The organism is Streptomyces sp. NPDC033165, assembly GCF_055577965.1.
In genome coordinates, this window is record NZ_JBVIPK010000018.1 from 29351 (window position 1) to 45167 (window position 15817).

The 15817-nt window shown below is 69.0% G+C and carries 14 protein-coding genes, 1 tRNA gene and 1 pseudogene; 6 read left to right on the top strand and 10 right to left on the bottom strand.

Features of this window, described 5'->3' with window-relative positions; all coding sequences use genetic code 11:
* Positions 1 to 153 precede the first annotated feature (153 nt).
* Genes ACZ5WC_RS29805 through ACZ5WC_RS29820 form a run of 4 tightly spaced genes read left to right on the top strand, consistent with a single transcriptional unit; the run spans position 154 to position 4416 of the window.
* Positions 154 to 2061, top strand: coding sequence for a nucleotidyltransferase domain-containing protein (locus ACZ5WC_RS29805; protein ID WP_468543726.1), 1908 nt, complete (start codon positions 154 to 156; stop codon positions 2059 to 2061).
* Between the two features lie 50 nt (positions 2062 to 2111).
* Entirely contained in the window at positions 2112 to 3176 is a 1065-nt protein-coding gene (locus ACZ5WC_RS29810) for a hypothetical protein (RefSeq protein WP_468543727.1), read from the top strand.
* A complete protein-coding gene (locus ACZ5WC_RS29815; RefSeq protein WP_360614549.1) occupies positions 3157 to 3948 on the top strand; it encodes an SDR family NAD(P)-dependent oxidoreductase in 792 nt (263 codons plus the stop codon). The genes ACZ5WC_RS29810 and ACZ5WC_RS29815 overlap by 20 nt, the downstream gene beginning before the upstream one ends.
* A 30-nt stretch (positions 3949 to 3978) precedes the next feature.
* Positions 3979 to 4416 (top strand): NUDIX hydrolase, encoded by a 438-nt coding sequence (locus ACZ5WC_RS29820; protein ID WP_355603175.1) that lies wholly within the window; start codon positions 3979 to 3981, stop codon positions 4414 to 4416.
* 152 nt (positions 4417 to 4568) lie between these two features.
* Here the strand turns inward: ACZ5WC_RS29820 and ACZ5WC_RS29825 are convergent, their stop codons facing one another.
* The 7 genes from ACZ5WC_RS29825 to ACZ5WC_RS29855 form a co-directional block, all read right to left on the bottom strand.
* The gene (locus tag ACZ5WC_RS29825) at positions 4569 to 5738 is read right to left on the bottom strand and encodes a helix-turn-helix domain-containing protein (RefSeq protein ID WP_360614552.1); all 1170 of its coding nucleotides are present in this window, start codon (positions 5736 to 5738) and stop codon (positions 4569 to 4571) included.
* Entirely contained in the window at positions 5725 to 6519 is a 795-nt protein-coding gene (locus ACZ5WC_RS29830) for a hypothetical protein (RefSeq protein ID WP_360614554.1), read from the bottom strand. Before ACZ5WC_RS29830 ends, ACZ5WC_RS29825 begins: the two co-directional genes overlap by 14 nt.
* A 156-nt stretch (positions 6520 to 6675) precedes the next feature.
* Positions 6676 to 8382 (bottom strand): relaxase/mobilization nuclease domain-containing protein, encoded by a 1707-nt coding sequence (locus ACZ5WC_RS29835; RefSeq protein ID WP_468543728.1) that lies wholly within the window; start codon positions 8380 to 8382, stop codon positions 6676 to 6678.
* Between the two features lie 4 nt (positions 8383 to 8386).
* The gene (locus ACZ5WC_RS29840; RefSeq protein ID WP_360614558.1) at positions 8387 to 8773 is read right to left on the bottom strand and encodes a plasmid mobilization protein; all 387 of its coding nucleotides are present in this window, start codon (positions 8771 to 8773) and stop codon (positions 8387 to 8389) included.
* A gap of 294 nt (positions 8774 to 9067) precedes the next feature.
* Entirely contained in the window at positions 9068 to 9880 is an 813-nt protein-coding gene (locus ACZ5WC_RS29845; protein ID WP_468543729.1) for a DUF2637 domain-containing protein, read from the bottom strand.
* A gap of 201 nt (positions 9881 to 10081) precedes the next feature.
* Positions 10082 to 11227: a DUF3631 domain-containing protein gene (locus ACZ5WC_RS29850; RefSeq protein ID WP_468543730.1), complete on the bottom strand. Its 1146-nt coding sequence runs from the start codon at positions 11225 to 11227 to the stop codon at positions 10082 to 10084.
* A gap of 374 nt (positions 11228 to 11601) precedes the next feature.
* Positions 11602 to 11832, bottom strand: coding sequence for a hypothetical protein (locus tag ACZ5WC_RS29855; protein WP_029394830.1), 231 nt, complete (start codon positions 11830 to 11832; stop codon positions 11602 to 11604).
* Between the two features lie 94 nt (positions 11833 to 11926).
* On the opposite strand from ACZ5WC_RS29855, the gene ACZ5WC_RS29860 reads away from it, so the two are divergent.
* Positions 11927 to 12616 (top strand): helix-turn-helix domain-containing protein, encoded by a 690-nt coding sequence (locus tag ACZ5WC_RS29860; protein ID WP_145498482.1) that lies wholly within the window; start codon positions 11927 to 11929, stop codon positions 12614 to 12616.
* Positions 12613 to 14139, top strand: a complete 1527-nt coding sequence (locus ACZ5WC_RS29865) for a site-specific integrase (RefSeq protein ID WP_468543731.1) — start codon at positions 12613 to 12615, stop codon at positions 14137 to 14139. The genes ACZ5WC_RS29860 and ACZ5WC_RS29865 overlap by 4 nt, the downstream gene beginning before the upstream one ends.
* Before the next feature lie 28 nt (positions 14140 to 14167).
* On the opposite strand, the gene ACZ5WC_RS29870 is transcribed toward ACZ5WC_RS29865, so the two are convergent.
* From ACZ5WC_RS29870 to ACZ5WC_RS29880, 3 genes and pseudogenes are all read right to left on the bottom strand, one after another.
* Positions 14168 to 14632 carry a hypothetical protein gene (locus ACZ5WC_RS29870; RefSeq protein WP_145498485.1) on the bottom strand — a complete coding sequence of 155 codons (465 nt, stop codon included), beginning with the start codon at positions 14630 to 14632 and terminating at the stop codon, positions 14168 to 14170.
* 589 nt (positions 14633 to 15221) lie between these two features.
* Positions 15222 to 15295: transfer RNA gene (locus ACZ5WC_RS29875), tRNA-Lys, on the bottom strand.
* A 250-nt stretch (positions 15296 to 15545) separates the two neighbouring features.
* Positions 15546 to 15817: pseudogene (locus ACZ5WC_RS29880) on the bottom strand (DEAD/DEAH box helicase); the annotation flags it as partial.

Genomic DNA, 15817 nt, shown 5'->3' on the forward strand with positions numbered 1-15817 from the left:
GACGTTCCGCCGGCCGACGGAACCGTATAGCCCCGCCTTCGGCCTTGGTCTGTCCTCCCCGGCCGGGGCCGGAGCCCACCTCGTTTGCCGCAGGCGATCCACGATGCCTCACCGACGTACCCCCCTTTCCGCATCACCCGTGAAGGGAAGCCGATGTCCAGTCCGTACAACAGCGACACGTATCCCCTCCCCGTGTCGGTCGCGTTCAGCGGCCCCGACAACACCGGGAAGACGAAGCAGATCGGAATCCTCGCCCGGCGCATGGGCCCGGCCGCGACCTCAGCAGGCCCACTCGACCGCTACGACCCCCGTTGGAACGTCATCAAGGCCGACGGCATGGCTCGCTGGTGGTTCGAGACCGGCCCGGTGGAGGAGGTCGCCGACGTCCTCGCCACCTCCTACCTTGAACGCTCCCGCCTCCCCTTCACCGCACCCGTGCGTCTGCTGGACCGGGGCATCCCGATGCTGGAGGCGTCCGTCGCCGCGACGGTCGCCGTACGGGAGGATCTGGACGCCGCGCAGGCCACGGACCGGGCCCGGATCCTGCTGGCCCCGTACGAGACCGACCTGCGGGCCGCCGAGGAGGACGAGCACGCCCTCGTCCTCCTGCACTGCGAGGATCCGGAGGAAGGTGCCCGCCGGAGCCTGGCCCACGAGGTGTCCGTCACCGACATCTACACGGCCTACCAACGCCACCTCCATGAGCACATCAACCGCCTCGTCGACGAGGGGCGCTTCCCGATGGCCATCCGCATCGGGGATCGGCCGACCGTCGCCGTCCAGGACGAGGTGCGCCAGCTTCTGGCACCGCTGCATCCGGAGGTGCCCGGCCGTGCCCTGGCCGGAGTGCACGTCACCGCATTGGGCGGGATGTCGGAGAGCGGCAAGAGCACGGCTGGCGAGTATCTGCGCACCCAGCACGGCCACGCCCGCCTCAAGATCGGGTATCTCATCGAGAACTCCGCCAGCCGCGCCGGAATCGGCGACCCGTACCGACTGGGTCCAGTCGTGCAGGCCGAGTTGATCGTGGACTCGCTGGACCGCTTCTACCAGGCCCACCACTTCCTCGACTCCGTCAGCATCGAGTCGCTGCACGACTTCGACTCGACCGCCGAACTCGCCCGGATGCTCGGGCCCCAGCTCACCATCGTGTACCTGGACGCCTCCGAGGCCACACGCATCCGGCGAGGCACTGCTGGCTCCCAGGACGTCGTCGACCGCGACCTCACCAAATGCGCACGAGGCGCGGACAAGATCGTCTCGATCGCCCATGAGGTCATTAGCAACGACGGACCGCGCCTGGAGCTGGAGCGGCGGTTGGACCGCATCGCGCTCGATCGACGCTGGCCGGAACACGAGCCCTCGACCATGCCGGTCAACGCGCTCGGACTCCCCGTGAACCTAGAGTCCTATCTGGCCGAATTCATCGACCGCACCACCGGCCTCCGCCCGTTGATCGATCTGCTGGCCGTCACCGGCAGCGGCGCCCGGGGCAAGTACCAGCACGGCTGGAGCGACCTCGACGTCCTCGTCGTGGCCGACACCTCCTCCCTCGACGAGATGCGCCAGATCCTCGCGGATCTGGCGACCGAACTCGGCGGGGTCAAGCTGGGCATCACCGTACTGACCCGTGCCGAGTGTCGGGCCGGCGCCATCACCTCTCGACTCCTTCACGTCCTCGCTCTCATCGGTAGCGGGTCGCTGGTCCCCTTGTGGTCCACCCCCGGTCTGTCTCTGCCCGCTCCGGACGCGGCAACCGACATCGCAGCAAGCCTGCGCGACGGTATCCAGGCCGCCATCGAGATCCGCCGCCAGTTCCTCAAAGGCAGCCCTGACCTCCGCGCCCTCTACAAGGTCACGGCGTTGCTCGCGAAGATCCAGCTCCGCTTCAAGGGAATCGAGTGCCCCTCTGACAGCGACGCCCTCACCGTCCTCCTCGACGCCACACGGCAGGACACGAGCTTGGTTACCACCGCTCGCACCGAGCCGCTCGCTGCCGAAGCGCTTGCGCTCCTCGTTCTCCAGGGATGGCTGGACACTCTTCCTGGAGAGACGCGGTGAACGCGATGGGCAGGTGGGCCACGGCAGCAACGGGTACCTTCCACAAGTCGGTGGCTACCCGCGAGCAGGCCGCAAACGAGGCGAAGGGGCGTGCGCGGCTCGCCTCTCGGGTCGCGGTTCCGGCCCTCCGCGGGCAGATCGCGTTACCGGACAGGCAGATCGTCGTCTACGAGGATGTCTTCGCTACCGGCCGGTGCGAGCTGCTGATGGGCGACGTGATTGCCCTCGCCGACCGCGATCAGGCCGTCCAGCCCCGCTTGGCCCGCCTCGTGGACGGCGTCTGCGCCGACCTGCGGGCGGCGGCCGAGGAGACCGGGACGCACATGCCACTGGCCGAGTGCGTACCGGACCTCTACCTCGACCGCATCCGCCCCGGGGGACGGCTGGACCGCTGGTACCTGCGCCGCGACCTGCCCATAGCTCTGCCCCACACCGAAACCACCCTCACCGTCCGGGAACTGGCCGACTTCACCCTCACCGCCAACGGCAGACCGCTGACGTTGGATGTCGCCGACACCATCGAGCGCCTCCGTGACGCGCTGGCCCCTGACCGCCGCCTGCGCTCCGGCCTGACGCAGGGCGACCCCACCGAACCCAACATCGCCGACCCGCTGTGCTGGCTCGACTTCGAGTACGCCGGGCGCAACACCGTCGCGGGCGAGGCCGCCAACCTGCTCTGGTACCTGGTGGCCCTGGGCGGCTGGCTCGTCCCCCGCTACCAGCCCGACGTGTACGCCCGCACCCTCCGCCTCGCCCTGCCGCCTCTGGCCCGCCCTCGCATCGAGCACCTGGAACTGCACAGGAGCAGTCGCCACATCGATGTCCGATACTCCTGGAACACCAGCCCCGGCCGCGCTGCGGCCATCACTCGTGCCCTGGACGGCCTCCGCATCGAGAGCAGCGGCGGCATGGAGGAAATCCATGCCTTTCTCGCCCTGCGCGTCCTCGGCATCATCCCGCCCTCCCGGCTCACCGGACACGACCTTCTGCTCGTTCTGATCAAACTCGCCGAGAGCCAGGACCCGCACATGACCCTCGACACCTTCTTCACCACTACACCGGCATCTCACCCCCACCCCGGCGAACGGAGCGGCAATGTCCCTGCCACTGCTTGAGAGTCCTCTCCAGAGTCGGCCACTCCAGGGGCGCACCGCCCTCGTCACAGGCGGGGCCACCGGCATCGGCGCCGAGATCGGACGGACGCTCGCGGCCGCCGGAGCAACCGTGGCGGTCAACCACCTCGGCCAAGACCCCGACACCCACGCCCTCCTCGCCGCCTTCGAACGCGCGGGCAGTCCTGGGATCGCGGTGAACGCCGACCTGACCGATCCGGGCTCCGTTCGGACCATGGCCGACCTCGTCCGCGCCAAGATCGGACCCGTCGACATCCTGGTGAACAATGCCGGTTCCTACCCCCGCGTCGCCTGGCAGGACACCGACGAGACCGCCTGGAACTACTCCCTCGACGTGAACCTCACCGCCCACTACCGCACCTGCCACGCATTCACCCCCGGCATGATCGAACGCCGCTGGGGCCGGATCGTGAACATCGGCAGCGTCAACGCCCGCGCCGGCCGAACGAACCTCGTCGCATACAGCACCGCGAAGGCCGGGCTGCTGGGACTGACCCGCTCCCTCGCCCGCGAACTGGGTCCGTTCGGGATCTGCGTCAACACCGTCCTGCCCGGCGCCATCCAGGTAGAGGCCGAGAACGCCCTCCCCGCCCGGCACCGTGCGCGGCCGGAGGACCAGATCAAGCGCCAGTGCGTCCCGCGCCGTGGCCGCCCCGAGGACGTCGCCGCCCTGGTGGCGTTTCTCGTAGGCCCCTCCGCCTCGTTCATTACGGGGCAGTCCGTCCACGTCGATGGTGGCTGGCTGCTCCACTGAGAACGTCAACAAGCAAGGAGACCCAACGAAATGATCGAACGAGTCCGTGCCGTCCTCGTGACCCGCGACCACACGATGCTGGTCATCCGCCGCACCAGGCCCGGCATCCCCGAGTACTGGGTCCTGCCCGGCGGCGGCGTCGAGCCCACCGATGAGTCACGCGAGGCCGCCCTCCACCGCGAGATCCACGAGGAGATCGCGGGAAAGGCCGACATCATCCGTCTGCTCCACACGATGGAGTCCGACGACGAGCGTCAGCTCTTCTACCTCGCCCGCATCGCGACCTGGTCCTTCGACGACCGCACCGGTCCCGAGTTCAGCACCGAAGGCCGCGGGGAGTACGCGCTGGAGGAGATCCCGCTGACCCTGGCGGGTATCGACGGTATCGACCTCAAGCCCGAGGACATCGTCCACGTCCTACGAGGAGCCATCAGGGCCGGAAGCCTCGGAGTCGAGGCATCGCTCTGAACCTCCGAGTGCGTCAGCAGGTCATCAGGGCCGACTCCGAGGTGAGCCGGCCCTGATGACCTCGCTACGCGTGTTGGCTTGGCGCTGGAGACTCTTGACAGCAGCATCGGGAAACGACCGTGCCCCACGGCTACTCAGGTCGAACGGCGCTGCTACTGGACCAGCCGGAGCACCGGCCTCTGTTCCTGAACGCCCAGCAGGTCCTGCACTCTCCCGCTTGTCCATGCCAGCTCATGAGCCAGTTGGGAAACCGATAGGCCCGCCTCCTTGGCAGCCAGCTCGAAGGCTTGCCGAAGCAGCGAAGGCCGTTCACCGGGGAAGTTCGAGACGGATTCGGCGGTGAAGCCCGGCTGGCCGTCGAGAGCGCGTAGACGCTGATACGTCCGGCTGGCAGTCGCGTCGGAGATCAGCCCCAGCTCGCGGCATCGGTAGACAAGCGAGTGGAGCGAGACTCCCCAGACGCCCCTTAGCTCGGCCAGACGTGCAAGATCCATTCGCCCCGGCAGGAACGGCAGGATGCTGTCCTGGGGGGTCAGGAACTCGGCGGCGAAGGCATCCGCCTCCTTCTCCTGACGGCTGTCACCGGTGGCATCGGCGTGAAGCACAAGATGGCCCAACTCATGGGCAGCCGTGAACCGGTGCCGGTAGATGTCGTCGGCCCGGGCGGCTGTCAAAACCACGAGCGGCCGGGCTGCTCGGGTGGAGAAGGCGTCCACGCTCGCGGCAGAGGGATCGCTGGCAGGCGGCATGACCACCACGATCCCGTGGGACTCCATCCGCCTCACCAGATGCGTGACAGGGCCGTCGCCGAGGCCCCAACGACGGCGAAGCTCGCGGGCTGCGGATACAGGGTCGGTAGACAGCTCTTCGCCGGGGTGAACCTCCCCACCGGCGAAACCGGGGAGGTCGACATGGGGCAGCTGGACTCGCTGTTCCAGCGCGTACGTGAGCTCCCAGACCTGCTCGGCGAACGCGAGCGCACGTTCCCGCTGGGACTTCGGTGTGCTGCGCAGACTTCGGAAATGCGCCATGGAGGCGTCAAGTCGATTAGCTGGCCTGCCCAGCAGGAAGAACGTCACCGGAACCCCGAGGACCTCCGCGAGCCGGGGGATCAAATCGGGTCGTGGCTTGGACACCCCGGTCTCGTACTGCCCCACGGCGGCAGGTGTCACCCCGAGCCCGGCCGCCACGTCCTTCTTCGTCATCTCCGCCAGACGACGAGCTTGCGTGACACGGGTGGGATCGAAGGCGTCGTAGACGGCTCGGGGCGTGGCGCCACGTTCTTCTGTACCGGGAATGAGGTCTTGCTTAGTGGGTCGCATCGTCTTCGCTGCTCTGGTCCTCAACGGGTTCTGCCTCGGTCTGCACGGGTACGTGCAGGGCCTGGTCCGAGGCGGTACGAGAGGACAGGGTAAGCGTGGGTTCGAGTCCGTCGGCGAAGCCGGTGTGTGCCGTGACCTGGCCCGGACTACTGATCGGCCGCAGAGTGTACGAGGTGACCTCCTGAGGCAGGTGGAGCGGCTCCGGGTCGGTTGCCCACTCCAGCTGTCGGTTCATCCCGAGCGCCGCGATACCCCAGTACGCCTCAAGGAGTTCGGAGGCGTTGCAGGCAAAGGGAACCAGGACCAACTGCGTGCCCTCCGGGACGGTCGCCAGAGCGCCGCGCGGTTCGGCGATCGGAACGGCCGATCCGAAGTCGAGGTCGAACGGGTCCTGCGTGTGCTTCGGCGCCGGTGCGAAGGTGAAGAGTTCCCGCACCAGCCGGGACTGGCTGGGAATGCGTGCGCTACGTACGTCCGACTTGGTGTTGGAGTACCGGAACGGGTAGATCAGCCCCTTGCCGATGAGCATCAGCTCGTACGAGAAGCCGAACGGTTTGACCGCCCGGGCGCCGGGGACCTGCTTGAGTTCGTCCTGGAGCCGCTCGTACTGGTTCTCGTACCGACTGGTTCCGTAAACGCGGGTGGTGCGGGAGGCGGCTTGTTCCTGCGCGGCCTGTGCGTTGGCCTGCATGTTGCGAAGGCCCTGCCCGACGCGGCGGCGCGCGTCTGCTGCTTGCTCGCCGAACACGTCGGTCGTCCACGACGACGAAGGCACACTCATGCGGACGACTCCTCAGGTCGGACTACGCATCGAAGCACTCCAGTGCACCGCTGACTTTAGTTGATGTCTTGGATTTTTCACAACTGCTTTGGCGTTCGGCGCGTCTGTTGCCTTTCCCCCCTGGAGGTCGTCCAGGCGACAGCGCGGCTGAGCCGGTCAACGACGCCGTACGTGTGGTCGCTGAAGGGCAGCGACTGGTGTGACCGTCGGCGGTTCGATCGCGGCGTCGGGGTGGCGTGCGGTGCTGCGGGCCATGGCCGCCTGGGCGCGAGGGCCGGGGGTGTGGCGTTGGCCGAGGCGGTGGATGCGCCAGGTCAGGGTGCGGGCGGGGTTGCGGGCGTCGTCGAGGGTGCGTTGGCCGAGGGCCTGGTCGAGAAGGGTGGCGGGGTTGTGGCCAGCGGTTTCGGCGTCGGCGAGGACGGTGGCGAGGGCGTCCCAGGCGGGGTCTTCCAGGATGCGGTCGGCGTGCTCGGGGGCGGTTTGCTGAAGGTGGCGGGCGTAGCGGTGTGTGGTCTGGGGGCCGGGGGTGCGGCGGGCGAGGCCGTCCAGGACCGGGACGGCGACGTGGGCGTAGGCGGTCTGGAGGTGGGTGAGGGTCTGTTCGGCGGCGGCTTCCTGCTGGGCGTGCTGGTGGGTTTGGTGCCAGTGCCGGGCGAAGGCCACGGCGATGAGGACGGCGTCCAGCAGCATCGCCAGTCCGGTCCCGTCACGTGTTGTGCCGGGGGTGAGCAGGATGGTCTGGATGCTGCGGCGCAGGACGCGGGTGCTGTCGAGGTCGGCGGTGATGCGGGAGCGGGTGGCGCGCTCGAAGGCGGTGGCGGCTCGTTCAAGTTCCCGTTTCGCCTCGGCCGGTGCGGTGAGCGGCAGCAGATCGAGGGCTTCTCCGAGGGCGACGAGCTGGCCCTGGGCGGTGTGGTCGCTGCTGTGGGTGAGGTGGTCGGGGATGCGTTCGGTGGCGGCCGTGGCCTGGTGCCAGGGGTCGGCCGACCGCGCGGTGACCGGTTCAGGAGCGGTGGTGGTGAGGCGGTGGCGGATTTTGGGCAGAGAGAGGTCTCCGGCGAGGGTGGAGCCGGAGAACCAGACCGGTTCGCCGTGTTTGTTGAGGTCGCCGGGCAGGGCGACGCTGTAGCCGAGGGTGTCGCCGGACGGTCCGGTCTTGGGCCGCACGTTCACGCCGGTCGCTTCCAGCAGGGCGAAGAACTCCGTCTCGGTGGAGGCTGCGGCCACCGCGCGGCGGACGCGTCGGCGCAGGATCTCGCGGGTCGTGGTGTCCTGGCCCTGGCGTTTGGCCTTGAAGTGCTCCTTGCTGGTGGGGCGTTTGGCGGCGGTGCCGTCGCCGGGCTTGAGTCGGCGCAGGCCGAAGTCGATCTCGATCTTGCGGGCTTCTCGCTGGACGGCGCGGATGTCGTGGTCGCGGCGGGGGCGGCGGCCGTCCTGGCGGACGAGGGTGGCGGCGATGTGGATGTGGTCGTCGGCGTGCCGGACGGCGACCCAGCGGCAGGCTTCCTCGTCGCCTTCGGGGGCGATGCCGGCGGCAGCCAGGATCCGGCGGGCGATGTCCGCCCACTGGGCGTCGGTCAGGATCGGGTCCTCGGGCGCGGCGCGGACCGGGCAGTGCCACACCGTCGTGGCCGGGGCCTTGTCGCCGAGCATGTTCACGGGCTGGTCGAGCTGCGCGGCGAGCTGGTCCTCGACGTTCCTGGGGTTGCGGTGGGGGCTGCGGCCGGGGTCGGGGGCGAAGCCGTTCCAGGACGCCACCAGGTGGGGGTCGGTGTGCTCGTTGGCGGAACCGGGCCCGTACAGGTAGCCGACCAGACGGCGGGTGGCGCGGGCCCCCTTGCTGAGGATGATCTTCGGTATCACGCGGTCACCGTCCCGAGGTCACTTGGGCGATGGCCACGTCCACGTCGGCGACCGACGCCTCGATGTGGCTCAGCAGCCGCCGCACGAAGTCCGCTTCGGGCCAGGGGCCGTCCTGGTTGAGGTGGCGGGTGAGCTGGTTGAGGTTGTTGCCGACCTGGGCGAGCCGCCCGTTGGCGGCCATCAGCACCTTGACCGTGGCGCGGTAGTCAGCGACCGCGGCAGCGGGGTCGTCGGAGCGGGCGGCGGCGAGCGAGGTCTCGGCGACGTAGCCGCCGACCGGCATGCGGCTCAGGCGGGCAGCAGTCGCGAGGAGGGCGAACTCGTTCTCACTGAAGCGCGGGTGGACACGCTTCTCACGCAGCGTCGGTTCACGCAGACGACGACGCGGCACGGACGACTGCGAGGTCTCTTCCCGAGTCGGCTCCCCCGGGCCGGCCGACACCGGCGCCCCCTCGGCGCCGGATGCCTCCGCGCCCCTGGGGGCGGAGGCTGGGTAAGGACTCCTTACCCGACAACTTGCTGCGCCCGATGCTGGCGTCGAGACCGGGTGCCGGACGGCCTGAGGGGGATCGGGGAAGGGCTGTTCGTGCATGTGCGGGCTCTCTGATCGGGCGACTGCGGCGAGGGAAGGGCTGCTCGCCCCAGGGTTTTCCTGTGGCGAGCAGCCGAGGTTCGGAGGGGCGAGCTACGTCGAAGTGGCGTCGCGGCTCTGGTCGAGTTCCTCCTGGAGGAAGCTCTTGACTTGGTCGAGGCGCTCGCGGCCGACACGGAATCCCTTGTCGCGGACGGCCCCCTCGACCTTGCGGCGGGATACCCGCCCGCCACGTCCCAGGGAGGCGGTGCGTCCGATCTCGACTGCCTGCTCGAAGGTGACGATCGCCTTCTGGGCATGTCCGGTGGCGGTCGGCTTCCTGGACTGAGCCACTTGCCCGACGGGGGCCTGAGCGACGTCCCTCTTGTCGGCCGTCGGCTCGTTCATGGCTGTCGCGCCACGTTCCGGATCGGTGTCTACGGTGATGTGGTGGAGGTCTTCTCGTGGCTCCGTTTCCGTGGGTCGGCGTTGGACGATCAGGTAGAAGTGGACGGCTCCGGCCAGGGCGAGTGGGGCGATGGCGGAGATGACGCCGACGGTGATGTTGTCGAGCGTGAGTCCGTCCCGGTGGGTCTGCTGATTGAGGCGGACGGCGTGCAGGACGTTGGCCCAGATGCTCGTGATGGTGGCGACCCCGACCAGCGCCCCCACATAGCGGCGGGACCTCACGGGCGCGGTGCGCAAGACCAGGAGGGCGCCGACGCCGATGGCGATGAAGCCGTCGATCACGAGAGGGAAGGCGTAGGTGAGCACCCGGTGGATGTGGCTGGCGGCGGCCATCTGGCGCAACGCGTCGTAGGAGAGCGCGAAGGCGGCCACGGCCATCAGGGCGACGCCCGTGCGGATCAGGGCGGGAAGGGCTGTCGGTGCGGTGTCGGGCGGTGCGGTGGTGCTGGGCGCGGGCAAGGGGTGGGCACTCCAAGGGGTCAGGGAAGGTGGGCTCGGCTGTGTCGGGCAGAGACCTGTCGCAACCCGTCGCGTGCCTGGTCGGAGCAGGTACGGGTTGAGGTTGCGACATCGGGACGACCCGTCACGGGCGGGTGACCCGTCCCGGCCCTGACCTGCGAAGGGGCGGGTGGGGACGGGTCGTGCCGGGTCAGGCGCAGGTCATAGGGTCTGCGGGAGCAGTGGCTCGGCAGCCGGTGGAGGCTCAGGGCAGTAGCGGGCCCAGGCGTCGGCGAACTGCTCGCGGGTGAAGCCCCTGGCCTGGGAGTCACCGGGGAAGCGGTGGCTGGAGGCGCTGATGCCGTAGTCCTTCAGCAGGAGCTGCAGGCCGCGTGCGGTCAGGCCCTTGTCCTTGTACTCCGGCCAGGGCGACTCGGTGTCGTCGTTGAGGATGCTGAGGAGACGGCCGGTACGGAGCAGGGCCGGGTTGCCTTCGGCGGCGAAGGCGCGGCGGATGTCGGCGAGAAGCCGGAGGTTCAGGGCGCTGTTGTCCTGTTCCTGCTCGGCCTCGTGCCGCGTCATGGCCAGGCAGGCGGCCCGGGCAGCAGCAGGCCAGGTGCCGCCCGCGAGGTCGGCGACAGCGACCAGCGGCTCCCAGGTGTCGGCGGCCCGGTCTTCGACCGGCATGGGCGGGGTGAGGCCCATGGCGGTGTCGTAGAGCGGCCCGAGCCAGGCCACGAGCCGGTCCCGCACGGCGTGCAGGGCGGGGGTGTCCCGTACGGTGCGGAACTCGGCGACCTTCTCCCCCGGCCCCCGGCGGCGCATCCGAATCACGACCGACCTGTCCATGATCGTGTCCGGTAGGTCCCCGATCCCGGCGAGGGCGGCCATGGCGAAGGTGGGGAACTTCGCCACCTCGTGGTTCGGGCCGGAGACCCGCAGGGTCGGGCGGTTGCGCTGGTGACCGGCGTTGAGCAGGCCACGCATCTCCTCGTTCTTCTCCGCCACCTTCGCCGACCCGAAGAGCGTGTCGGCCTCGTCGACCAGAAGGGTCGGAGGGGCGTCGGTGATCGACCGGAACACCGCGGCAGCAGACGCGTTGACCGTGATCAACGGGTCGTGCACGGTCTCGGTCACCACGTCCAGGAGCCGCGACTTACCGCACCGCTTCGCCGGGCCGACGACCGCGAGGCGCGGCGCGTGCTGCCACGCCGTCTGCAGGTGCGTGGCCGCCACCCACAGCGTGACGGCGTCCAGCGCCTCCGGCGAGGGCAGGATCACGAACTTCGCCAGCTGACCACGCAGTTCGTCCAGCACCTTCGACCCGGCGGTCGGCTCGGGGATCGGTGCCGCCTCCTCTGCAGGCATGTCCGCCGAGGCCCTCCCGGTCCCGTCGGCTTCATCGGCGACGGACCCTTCGCCCGTGTACCGCCCGGGCATGCCGGGGATCGCGGTGGGCGGCCAATCCCGCGCGTCGAGATCGGAATGGGCCGGGGGTTCGGGGTGTTGCACAGGGCAGCTCCTCGTCTGGCGGCGGGCTCGCACGCCCTTGTCGCCGGATTGGTTCTTCCAGGGCCGTTCGGGGTTGCTCGGGCCTCCGGCGTTGCACCGCCGGGGGCTCACCCCTATCTCGCGGACTCCAGGCCACAGCGAGGGAACACGGACCGTACGTCCAAGCCCGGCAACAGTCCAGCCTTTCTGTGTCAGCTCAGCGCAGAACGGTTCGCTACGCTTCCGCCCCGTCACGCCGCCAGCCCGAGCAGCGCCAGCAGATCTGCGGTCACCACTCGGTAGGCGCTGCCCAGCCGCAGCACCTTGCACGGGTACTGGCCGCGCTTCGCCAGCTCGTACCCCTTGCTCCTCCCCAGCCCCAACGCTCGATTGCCCGTATCCAGGTCAACGGCAGCTGGCAGCTCCAGCAACTCCTCGCGGCTCATGCCCTTGGCACTGCTCGCGGGTCGACTCTCGCGCATGCACGCTCCATCCATGACTGAGCCCTCGGCGAACACGACGATCACGCTCGTCTCCAGGCCATGGAATCAACGGTAGGCAAGCTAATGTGTCTTCATGACACAGCGTCGTTCCGACCATGGATACGAAGAAGACACCGAGGCCGACGACCTCGAATGGGAGGACCACGTCATGGCCACCGTGGCCGGCGAGGTCCGCAGACGACGGAAGGAACTGCGGTGGAGCGCACAGGACCTGGCCGACAGATGCGAGGCGATCGGCTACCCGATCCCCCGCAACGTGATCGCCAACATGGAGTCCGGCCGCCGCGCCGTCCTCCCCCTGGTCGAGGTCATGGTCCTCGCCAAGGCCCTGCGCATGTCCCCGATCAGCCTGATCTACCCCGTCGGCTACGTCGACGAAGTCCGCCAACTCCCCTACGAAGAACCGCAACCGGCCTGGGACGCGCTCCAGTGGTTCACCGGCAACGAATCTGCCGAAGACGCCACCGACCACATGCTGGACCACTTCCTCGCCCACGACCTCGAACTCCGCTCGGCCCTGGCCGCCGTGGAAAGCGAGGACTACGAACGCTGGAAGGTCAGGACCGCCCCCAACCGCGTCCAGCGGGAGGCAGCCGAGCGCGCACTGGCCCGGTACGCCGACCAAGCCGCCAATGCCAAGTACGAACTGGGCCGCCACCGCGACGCCATCCGTGAGGCCGGCGGCACCCCGCCCCACCTGCCCTCTCCGCTCGCCGACATCGACTCGCCCGACACCGACCCCACCGAGGAGAACGATCTTTGAAGGGTTCCACCCACCGCCGCTGCTACTGCCGAGACCCCCACACCGGCAAACCGCTCGGCAAGAAGTGCCCCAAGCTCACCAGCCGCAAGCACGGCTCATACTCCATACGCCAGGAACTCCCACCCCGCGAAGACGGCACCCGCCGCTCCTTCAGCCGCGCCGGCTACGACTCCCTCAAGGCCGCCCAGGCCGACCTCGACCACGTCCGTGCGCTCCTCGCCCTGGCCGACACGGACGATCCCGACAGCCTCCAGCGCCTCGTCACGCTCTTGGAGGAGGTCGGGGACGAGAAGGCGCCACTGCCCGACGTCGAGGAGACAAGGCGGCGTCTCAGGGCCGGGCTCGGGCTACGGGGCAGCCTCACGGTCGGCGAGTGGCTGGACGCCTGGTTCGCGTCGAAGAAGCGCCGCAGGACCACCCTCAACGGGTACGCGTCGCACATCCGCGTCCACCTGAAGCCCCGTATCGGGCACATTCGCCTGGACCGGCTCAACGTCGGTCACCTCGTGGAGATGTTCGACGGGATAGCCGACGACAACGAGGTGATCGCCGCCGAGAACCAGGCCCGCCACGAGCAGATCGCCCGGTGCAAGCCGAGCCGTCCGGGCCGCCCGGTAGCCGCCGAACGGGCCCTGCTCGCCGACGAACGGGCCAAGCTGGCGGAGATGAAGCCGTTCCGGAAGATCACCGGCCCGGCGACCAGGCAGGCCGTACGCCGCACCCTCCGCGCGGCCCTGAACTCCGCCATCGCCCAGCAGCTCATCACGTTCAACCCGGCCGCCCACGTCGAGCTGGAGTCCGGCAAGCGCCCCAAGCCGCTGCTCTGGACCGACGAACGCGTCCGCCGCTGGCGGGAGACCGGCGAGGCCCCCGGTCCGGTGATGGTGTGGACCCCGCAGCAGTTCGGCGTCTTCTTGGACGCAGCCGAGGAGGACCGGCTCTACGCCGCCTTCCACCTCATGGGCACACGCGGCCTACGGCGAGGTGAGGCCGTCGGCCAGGACTGGCACGAGACCGACCTCAACGTCGGCCTCATCACCCCCGCCAAGGAGATCGTCGTCGACGGCTGGGACCCGTACGAGTCCGAGCCGAAGACCGACGGCAGCGCTGGCACGATCGCTCTCGACAGCGTGAACGTGGCTGTCCTGCGCGCGCACAGGAAGCGCCAGACACGAGAGCGGAAGAAGGCGGGCGCCGCCTGGCAGGAGACCGGAAAGATCTTCACCAAGGAGGACGGCTCCTGGCTCCACCCGGAAACAGTCTCGGAAACCTTCCGCCGCCTCCTCGCCACCACCGACCTCCCGCCCATCACCCTGCGGGACCTCCGCCACGTGGCGGCGACGCTCACCCACGGGGCCGGCGGCGACATTCACACGATCAAAGAGACCCTCCGCCACTCCACGATCACGCTGACCTCGGACACGTACACGAGCCTCCTTCCGGAGGTCGACCGCGCCGTGGCAGAAGCAGCAGCAAAGCTCGTGCCGCGTTCCCCTAGCCCGCAGCCGAAACGGGCACGGTGAAGAGCTACGGCAAGCCTCCGGGCCAGGCTCAGGACGGCACGAGTCCTTCTAGGAACGGGGTTACCTCGTCGCTGTACATCTCAACCCACTCCGAGGGGTCGGCAAGTGGGTGCCCGACCACCGGAATACGCCGACAGAGGTTGCGGAGGTCCACAGAAGTGACGTCCGCGCTATACCGGAGCCATTCGTCGGCGACCGGCCACCCTTGTCGATCGAGGATCGATTCGACACCACTGACTGGCCCATCCAGCCTTCGGGACGTGAGAACCCAGGCAAGCGGGGAAAAGTAGACCTCGGCAAACGTGTTGTAGTGCTCCCGTCTCCCAAGGACTCGCTGGGAGTACACCGGGCCGGTCAGCCGTGCGGTGCTGTGGGGATAGAGCGCCAGGCGCAGCTCAAGTCCCTCTGGCATGGAGATGCTCGCCTTGCACTCATGCAGGTCGGCCGCGAGCTGAGGGAACAGTTCCCGTAGATGCGGACTGATGGCGAACATCCCAATCATGACCGACCGCGCCACCAGACCTGGCGCAACGGAGACAGCCGGCGCTGCCTGCGGGTCAACTAGCCGGAGACGTTGGGCGGCCCATCCATAGGCCCGCAGCCTTCTCGCGAAGTCTCCGTAAGCAGCGTCATATCGGGCACCGGCGAAGTTGTTGCACTGCTCACACAGGCCCCGCAGCCAAAGTCCCCCTGCCGCGAAGCGGCCGTTCCTACGGACTCCATCAGAAATGCGCACCACCGCGCTCGTCACCTTGGCACTGTTGCCAGCGGCCTGGGGCGGCACGTGCGCGCGAGACATTCGCCGTATGTCGCCGCACAGCCCACATGGCCGCAGACTGCGGCTTCGCAGGTCCAACCCCAAAGTTCCTGGCGGGCGCTTATCAGCCATCGCTTGAGTGTAGAAGCCGACTGAGAGCGACCTGGGCGATTTTCTCGAACCGGCAGGTGTCCCCCAAGATCGACGCGTCCCGCTCACGCATCGCTCACGCACGCGCCCTCGAACGACAAAGCGCCCCGCCCGGTCGAAACCGGTCGGGGCGCTCCACCGCAGGTCAGAGGGGGTTCCCCCTCCCTGCTGTCAGTAGGCCGTGTGGGACTCGAACCCACAACCAACGGATTAAAAGTCCGCTGCTCTGACCAATTGAGCTAACGGCCCCGGTCACATCACACACGAGCATAGCCCGCCCGGTCCCGGCAGCCGATCCGGTATCGGTGTCGGGCCCTGTCACGCCCCGCGCCGTGTCCGTTTCGCTCCGGGTTGTGCGCTCCGGAGGAACAGTGGGGAACTAGCGGGGAACAGGGGGGACAGCAACAGGGCCCGTACGTCACCGAGTCGGTTCGGTGGCGTACGGGCCCTGCCGGTCTGTCAGGCGGACCTGCTCGGCCGGGAGTCGGCCGGGCGGAGGTCAGCCGTTGCGCTTCCAGCGCGGCTTGTCGTCGCGGCGGCCGAAGGAACCGGTGTTGGTGCCGGTGTTGGCGCCGCGGTGGTCGTCACGACGGCCGGTCGGGCGGTCGCTGCCGCCGGAGCGGAAGCCACCCGAGGGACGGTCGTCACGACGGTCACGGTTGAACGGGCGGTCGCTGCCGCCGGAGCGGAAGCCGCCCGAGGGACGGTCGTCACGACGGTCACGGTTGAAGGAGGGACGGTCGTTGTCGCGGCGCTCGAAGGAACGGCCAC

Coding starts and splice junctions, on each gene's coding strand:
- ACZ5WC_RS29805 (WP_468543726.1), top strand. CDS start 154: ATGTCCAGTCCGTACAACAGCGACACGTATCCCCTCCCCGTGTCGGTC.
- ACZ5WC_RS29815 (WP_360614549.1), top strand. CDS start 3,157: ATGTCCCTGCCACTGCTTGAGAGTCCTCTCCAGAGTCGGCCACTCCAG.
- ACZ5WC_RS29820 (WP_355603175.1), top strand. CDS start 3,979: ATGATCGAACGAGTCCGTGCCGTCCTCGTGACCCGCGACCACACGATG.
- ACZ5WC_RS29825 (WP_360614552.1), bottom strand. CDS start 5,738: ATGCGACCCACTAAGCAAGACCTCATTCCCGGTACAGAAGAACGTGGC.
- ACZ5WC_RS29830 (WP_360614554.1), bottom strand. CDS start 6,519: ATGAGTGTGCCTTCGTCGTCGTGGACGACCGACGTGTTCGGCGAGCAA.
- ACZ5WC_RS29850 (WP_468543730.1), bottom strand. CDS start 11,227: ATGCCTGCAGAGGAGGCGGCACCGATCCCCGAGCCGACCGCCGGGTCG.
- ACZ5WC_RS29855 (WP_029394830.1), bottom strand. CDS start 11,832: ATGCGCGAGAGTCGACCCGCGAGCAGTGCCAAGGGCATGAGCCGCGAG.
- ACZ5WC_RS29860 (WP_145498482.1), top strand. CDS start 11,927: ATGACACAGCGTCGTTCCGACCATGGATACGAAGAAGACACCGAGGCC.
- ACZ5WC_RS29870 (WP_145498485.1), bottom strand. CDS start 14,632: ATGTTCGCCATCAGTCCGCATCTACGGGAACTGTTCCCTCAGCTCGCG.